This window comes from Arthrobacter melezitosi (genome assembly GCF_054511055.1).
Genome location: NZ_JBTNDJ010000034.1, coordinates 1 through 1,920, shown reverse-complemented (window position 1 = coordinate 1,920; position 1,920 = coordinate 1). Strand labels below are relative to the sequence as shown.

1 rRNA gene is annotated in these 1,920 nt (G+C 57.3%); it reads right to left on the bottom strand.

Features of this window, described 5'->3' with window-relative positions:
• Positions 1-218 precede the first annotated feature (218 nt).
• Positions 219-1,745: ribosomal RNA gene (locus ACX80W_RS16360) — 16S ribosomal RNA — on the bottom strand.
• Positions 1,746-1,920 lie beyond the last annotated feature (175 nt).

Genomic DNA, 1,920 nt, shown 5'->3' with positions numbered 1-1,920 from the left:
CCGGCGTTCCAGACGCACCGGCCCCGCACCATCCCCCAGGGGGACACCGCAGAACCAGGCGCCGTACTAACGGCCACCGGGAAAAGAACCCAAACTATTCGTTGATATTCCACCCATGAGCACCCACCGCGGAACAAACGCCCGCGCTATGGGCTCTCCTTGCAGGCCACACACCCAACACAGTGGAAGCGTGCGTGAAACCCGAAGGCGCTCCTTAGAAAGGAGGTGATCCAGCCGCACCTTCCGGTACGGCTACCTTGTTACGACTTAGTCCCAATCGCCGGTCCCACCTTCGACGGCTCCCTCCCACAAGGGGTTAGGCCACCGGCTTCGGGTGTTACCAACTTTCGTGACTTGACGGGCGGTGTGTACAAGGCCCGGGAACGTATTCACCGCAGCGTTGCTGATCTGCGATTACTAGCGACTCCAACTTCATGAGGTCGAGTTGCAGACCTCAATCCGAACTGAGACCGGCTTTTTGGGATTAGCTCCACCTCACAGTATCGCAACCCTTTGTACCGGCCATTGTAGCATGCGTGAAGCCCAAGACATAAGGGGCATGATGATTTGACGTCGTCCCCACCTTCCTCCGAGTTGACCCCGGCAGTCTCCCATGAGTCCCCGGCATAACCCGCTGGCAACATGGAACGAGGGTTGCGCTCGTTGCGGGACTTAACCCAACATCTCACGACACGAGCTGACGACAACCATGCACCACCTGTAAACCGGCCACAAGTGGCCGGCGCATCTCTGCGCCATTCCGGTTCATGTCAAGCCTTGGTAAGGTTCTTCGCGTTGCATCGAATTAATCCGCATGCTCCGCCGCTTGTGCGGGCCCCCGTCAATTCCTTTGAGTTTTAGCCTTGCGGCCGTACTCCCCAGGCGGGGCACTTAATGCGTTAGCTACGGCGCGGAAAACGTGGAATGTCCCCCACACCTAGTGCCCAACGTTTACGGCATGGACTACCAGGGTATCTAATCCTGTTCGCTCCCCATGCTTTCGCTCCTCAGCGTCAGTTACAGCCCAGAGACCTGCCTTCGCCATCGGTGTTCCTCCTGATATCTGCGCATTTCACCGCTACACCAGGAATTCCAGTCTCCCCTACTGCACTCTAGTCTGCCCGTACCCACCGCAGATCCGGAGTTAAGCCCCGGACTTTCACGGCAGACGCGACAAACCGCCTACGAGCTCTTTACGCCCAATAATTCCGGATAACGCTTGCGCCCTACGTATTACCGCGGCTGCTGGCACGTAGTTAGCCGGCGCTTCTTCTGCAGGTACCGTCACTTTCGCTTCTTCCCTACTGAAAGAGGTTTACAACCCGAAGGCCTTCATCCCTCACGCGGCGTCGCTGCATCAGGCTTGCGCCCATTGTGCAATATTCCCCACTGCTGCCTCCCGTAGGAGTCTGGGCCGTGTCTCAGTCCCAGTGTGGCCGGTCACCCTCTCAGGCCGGCTACCCGTCGTCGCCTTGGTGGGCCATTACCCCGCCAACAAGCTGATAGGCCGCGAGTCCATCCAAAACCGCAATAAAGCTTTCCACCACCAGGCCATGCGGCCGGCAGTCGTATCCGGTATTAGACCCGGTTTCCCAGGCTTATCCCAGAGTCAAGGGCAGGTTACTCACGTGTTACTCACCCGTTCGCCACTAATCCCCGGTGCAAGCACCGGATCATCGTTCGACTTGCATGTGTTAAGCACGCCGCCAGCGTTCATCCTGAGCCAGGATCAAACTCTCCGTAAATGCATTACAGACACAACAAACGCCCCCGGGAAAACGGGAGAACCTGCTGCACAAAATTCGAAACCAGCCAAAAAAACCAGCCCACCACACGGGGTGCGGCAGACCAGCCAATTCAACCAATCAACAAACAATCGGTATCAACAAACTTGGCACACTATTGAGTTCTCAAACAACA